This window comes from Peribacillus sp. NPDC058002 (genome assembly GCF_042886655.1).
Lineage (GTDB): Bacteria > Bacillota > Bacilli > Bacillales > DSM-1321 > Peribacillus > Peribacillus aracenensis.
The window spans coordinates 1-5235 of sequence record NZ_JBHVQU010000238.1 but is presented as its reverse complement, the minus strand read 5'-3'; the positions used below and the strand labels follow the sequence as shown (position 1 = coordinate 5235).

Genomic DNA, 5235 nt, shown 5'->3' with positions numbered 1-5235 from the left:
TTTGTTTATTTTTAAGATCTAAGGAATATAAATGCCAGTGCATTTTGTAGAAGCGATTCGACGAATATCTGATTTTAATGAGTAAACGCCAATTAAGCGCACCAAGAAATGGCGCGCTTAATCGGCGTTATTTATCATGCACTTCAATCATGTCTGTGTCTCCATGGCCTCTACCGCAGCAATCCAATACCACCGTCGTTATTTGGAGATGCTGTATCTATTACATATTTCCAGAGGTTCATCAGGCGGTGCTCAGATCCAAGGGGGAGGCTCATCACATTTTTAAAATCAAAAGTTCACTTTAAATATTTTCTCTTCTATATTTTGATTTACGTTCTAACGAAGGAGAAAATTTCAGAATACGTAACTGCACTTACATTGTTTCATAGTTTTTTATTTCAAATTCACTTAGGGGTCGATTAATCGACTTACTCAATTTACTAATAAGCTCTTGGTAATCCTTAGTATCATTTGGATCTATACCTTCCCTGACGTTTAGTATCTCGTATCGGTCATACTGTTCTGGAATAAGTTTTCCGTCTACATGGATATAAAGCCTATATTTGATTCTCAGATTCATAAAAATACCATCTCCTTTACTATCAGTTCGATATAAGGAGCTTTTTTCCTGCAAGAAAAAATACTCAGGATGATAAGTAGTTCGCATTACCTTTATACATTGGAAATTCGCGATGAGCGTATGCACGTTAGGAGGAACAGCATATTAATAAAGATCCTTCATTGAATTCACCTGAATTTTTTTGTTTTTACTGCATAAATTGTTCAATACGAAAAAACTAGTGTATATGGGGGTTTTTTAATGAATCATCCCGAGCCAGTATTAGAAATGTATAACTATCACTCGTGGGCAAATGGGGTCATCATCGACCGGTTAAATGAGCTTCCACCGCACATTTATCATAAGGAAATTCAGAGTGGTTTTTCGTCCGTATCAAAAGTGTTGTCTCATATTTATCTCACGGATTATGCGTGGTTTGACATTATCACAGGTAAAAGTATGAATGAAGCAATGGCATCTTCCAATCAATTAAGAGAAGAGGTGGAAAAGAAAAGTATTGAGGAAATGAAAAAAATATTTCTGGACTTATACGAAAGAAACAAAGCACTTCTGAGCACAGAGGATATGAAAAGGATAATTGTCGTGGATAACCCATATGCTGGGTTACTTAAAACTACCATTTCCGAATCGGTATTACACGTTGTCACACACGGATCATATCATCGTGGCAACATTGCTACCATGTTGCGGCAAATGGGGCATACTTCCGTTATGCAAGATTTTGGCCTTTACCTTTATTCGAAATAAAAAACCAAACTATATCCGATTCCTGAATAAGGGGATGTATCGATGGACGAACTAGTTGGCACTTGTGTTCGCTGTGCACGTAATGTATATTGTACTGCTGGATTTCTGAACGGTATTCTGTTAGATAACAAGAAAATCTTATGTTTTAATTGTAAGGATACTTTATATGCAATAATCAAAGAAGAAAGAATGGAAGATGAGAGTTAAAGGAGCAATACACCAAAAATAGGTCATGCCAATAATTTGGCATGACCTATTTTGCCCGATGAACAGTCAGATTGGGTCGGTCGTTTGCATCGAAGGCGCTCTTTAATATTCTAAATAAATTGGCACCAATAATTCACGTCTATAATGTTATCGTTATTGACTAATTCTGTATGGATTTTATAAGTTGATTCATCCCTTGCAATTCTTCTTTTCTAAATCCGGAAAACGAATGAATGAATAATGTGCGGCATCGTAGAAAAGCGGATGATCACTTTACTTATATGAGTCTCTCAAGTTCGAGAACGTGGCTACCATCTTCAATGAGGAGATGACCTGCAATATCTCTTGGCGCTGGTATGGCCTTATTTCTTAAAATCCAGGATTAGGTTTCATCCCAAGCTGATGACTAAACTCCGAAAATCCATTATGGATAACAATTCATTATGGAACTTACATTATGGAACTTATTAGATGCAATAAAGGTACCCCATCGCGGAAGCCGTGTCAGTGTCCCTTCCTTCACCAATTCCTCTATTCCTTTTCGTATGGTAAAGCAATTTACGTTATAAGTTTCACAAAGTTCTTTTTATTGTTCATCACACCTTTTTATCAATTAACTATTTTTTAGTGAATACGAATGATAGAATGTTAAAGTATTTATACTTAAGTAGAACAACTTTTCTGATACGTAGTAAGTATTATATTGGTGATTTTTGTTTGAAGTATGATATACCTGTAGGATGGATGTTAAACTGGGGGATTTCCTAAAAATAAGAATATATCCTGGTTATTGTCAAGTAAGTTGTTAATAAAGAATAACGCCTCCAAAATCCGTGAATTGAGGTTAATCTCCTTAAGATGTTGTATATCATAGGAAAATATAGGCTGGTTTCTTAATGAATTCGCTTTAATTTGTATAATTTTAAAAAAAAGCAGGCAGTACAATACGTACTACCTTAGCGGAAAGGACGTACCATAATAATGAATCACGACAAAACAGCCATCACTAAAATTCGTACGGGTCCCATGTTTGCGGTGATGCTGGCTGGTGCTCTAGTCGCCTTCTTAAATCAGACATTAATTAATATCGCATTGCCTCAGTTAATGAATCATTTTGAAATATCAGCTGCAACAGCTAACTGGCTTACTACAATCTTCTTATTGGTCAATGGGATTGTCATCCCTATCACCGCTTTCTTAATGGAACGTTTCAATACAAGGCAACTCTATCTTGCTTCGATGGGACTCTTCGCATTAGGAACTTTCCTATGTGGTATTGCCCCCAGCTTCTCCGTCTTATTAATCGGACGTGTTGTTCAAGCTGCTGGGGCAGGGATTTTATTCCCTTTGATTACAAATGTGATTTTCACTTTATTTCCACCTAACAGACGCGGTTTCGCAATGGGTATATTTGGTATTGCGATGAATTTTGCCCCTGCTGTAGGACCGACGTTATCAGGATGGATTATACAAAACTACTCTTGGCGGGTTCTGTTTTTTGTCATTTTCCCATTTGCACTGCTTGACTTCATCTTTGCATTTTTCATCATCAAAAAAGTAGGGAAAACGAGTCGGCCTAAACTCGATAAAATGGGTGTAATTCTATCCACTATCGGATTCGGCGGAGTTCTATATGGATTTGCTACAGGCGGTACCAAGGGCTGGGGCAATCCCGAAGTACTGACGATGTTCCTTGTAGGAGGAATCAGTTTAGTTTTATTTGTCTGGAGGCAATTTACTGTATCTCATCCTATTTTGGAATTTAGAATTTTTCGGTATCGGATGTTCACTTTAACGACAATTATCAACATCATCGCAACTATGGGTATGTTCTCTGGAATGATCATCATGCCAATCTATATGCAGAATATCCGTGGGTTTACCCCGATGGAATCCGGTCTCATGCTATTGCCTGGCGGGATTTTAATGGGGATCATGTCTCCTATCACAGGTAAGCTGTTTGATCGATTTGGTGCGAGATGGCTTGCGGTGAGCGGACTTGCCATCACTATCATTACAACCTATCTTTTAACGCGGCTAGAAACAGATACGTCCTATTCTTATGTGGTGTGGGTATATACCATCAGAATGTTCGGAATGTCGATACTGATGATGCCTATCTTCACAGCTGGATTAAATGAATTGGCACTTAGCCTAAATAAATATGGAACAGCAATGGTCAATACATTGAGAATGGTAGCAGGTGCTGTTGGCATGGCATTCTTTGTTTCCATCATGACAAACCAGGGAACGAAGCATGTTCAGGAAATCTTATCTCATAGGAACATATCACCAGATAATACATCACAAATGGCCATGGCCATTAAACAAGGTAGCGTAATGGGAGTGGATGATGCATTCATGATTGCAACAGGTTTGACCATAATTGCATTCATACTGGCCTTTTATATACGGCAAACTTCACCGCAAGAAGATACCATTACAAATCGCCTATCGAAAAAAAGAGCTTGAATAAACAAGGCTTTTTTCCAAAGAATAAAAATTCTATAAAACTGACTTGCCCCATCAAAAAAGAGACACTTATTATGAGTGTCTCTTTTTTTGGCCAAATTGCTTCATGTGCACAAGGTAACGGCATTCCTTTTGATCCTGCTGCATACTGAAATGCATCTGAAATTTAACCAACAATACACAAATAGCAATCGTAATTTCAAAAACAGCTAAGTATATATTTACATTGCTCTCATATATTTTAAGATAATGATTTGGACAAGGGGAATGTTTTTATGAAAAAGTTGGTTACTCTGCTTTTTTCAAGTTTTTGCATTGGAGTAGGTCTTAACCTGTTCATTGTCCCCATTCATCTAATAAATGGCGGGATATTTGGAATAAGTCTGTTAATCAAATATGTTTGGGGAATCCAAGTTAGACATACCATGATCATGATCAACATTCCCATATACCTTCTATCCCTTCTATACGATAAGTCTTATTTCTTCAATGCCATCCTTGGGTTAGCTTTTACTTCAACCATTATTGATTGGCTAACACCACTAAACGGTTTGGTTCATCTACCGATCATAACGAGTGCCATTATAGGTGGAATGACGATCGGGATTGGAGTTGGTTATATGCTGAGACAGCATATTAGCCCCGGTGGAGTGGACTTACTAGCACTATTAATCTCTAAAACCACAGCAACGAACCCTGGAATCATTATTTTTATTATCGATTCACTCATAGTAATTGCGGGAATTATTATATTGAATGACTTAAAGCTAATGTATTCACTCCTCACGATTTCCTGTGTCGGCATATGCGTATTCTTTATCAATTCTTTTAAGGCAATAAACATTTTTATAAGATAAAACCTACCTACAAGTACTGCAACAGGGAAGATTGATCAGGTATATCCCTCCTTCGATATTTTGCTTGTGCTGCACCCATGATTTCGCGGCGTTTACTCGTGATTTCGCATCATTTACTCGTGAGTTTGGTCCATTTACTCGTGAATTCGTGTTGCACACATGATTTTGCGCTGTTTACTCGTGAGTTTTGGTCATTTACTCGTGAATTCAGCATGTTTACTCGTGAATTCTGCTTATTTACTCGTGATTTCGCATCATTTACTCGTGAATTCAGCATGTTTACTCGTGAATTCTGCTTATTTACTCGTGATTTCGCATCATTTACTCGTGAGTTTAGCATGTTTACTCGTAAATTCTGCTTATTTACTCGTG

4 protein-coding genes and 1 pseudogene are annotated in these 5235 nt (G+C 37.5%); 4 read left to right on the top strand and 1 reads right to left on the bottom strand.

Annotated elements, in window-relative coordinates; genetic code table 11:
• The first annotated feature begins 820 nt into the window (after positions 1-820).
• Together ACFVSH_RS22525 and ACFVSH_RS22520 are read left to right on the top strand one after the other, a co-directional pair.
• Positions 821-1327, top strand: a complete 507-nt coding sequence (locus ACFVSH_RS22525) for a DinB family protein (protein WP_387707920.1) — start codon at positions 821-823, stop codon at positions 1325-1327.
• Positions 1328-1369: 42 nt separating this feature from the next.
• Positions 1370-1534, top strand: coding sequence for a hypothetical protein (locus tag ACFVSH_RS22520; RefSeq protein ID WP_387594830.1), 165 nt, complete (start codon positions 1370-1372; stop codon positions 1532-1534).
• Positions 1535-1958: 424 nt separating this feature from the next.
• Here the strand turns inward: ACFVSH_RS22520 and ACFVSH_RS22515 are convergent.
• Positions 1959-2108 (bottom strand): annotated as a pseudogene (locus tag ACFVSH_RS22515) (hypothetical protein); the annotation flags it as partial.
• Between the two features lie 407 nt (positions 2109-2515).
• On the opposite strand from ACFVSH_RS22515, the gene ACFVSH_RS22510 reads away from it, so the two are divergent.
• Together ACFVSH_RS22510 and ACFVSH_RS22505 are read left to right on the top strand one after the other, a co-directional pair.
• Positions 2516-4006 carry a DHA2 family efflux MFS transporter permease subunit gene (locus ACFVSH_RS22510; protein ID WP_387707918.1) on the top strand — a complete coding sequence of 497 codons (1491 nt, stop codon included), beginning with the start codon at positions 2516-2518 and terminating at the stop codon, positions 4004-4006.
• 275 nt (positions 4007-4281) lie between these two features.
• The gene (locus ACFVSH_RS22505; RefSeq protein ID WP_387707916.1) at positions 4282-4863 is read left to right on the top strand and encodes a YitT family protein; all 582 of its coding nucleotides are present in this window, start codon (positions 4282-4284) and stop codon (positions 4861-4863) included.
• Positions 4864-5235: the final 372 nt, after the last annotated feature.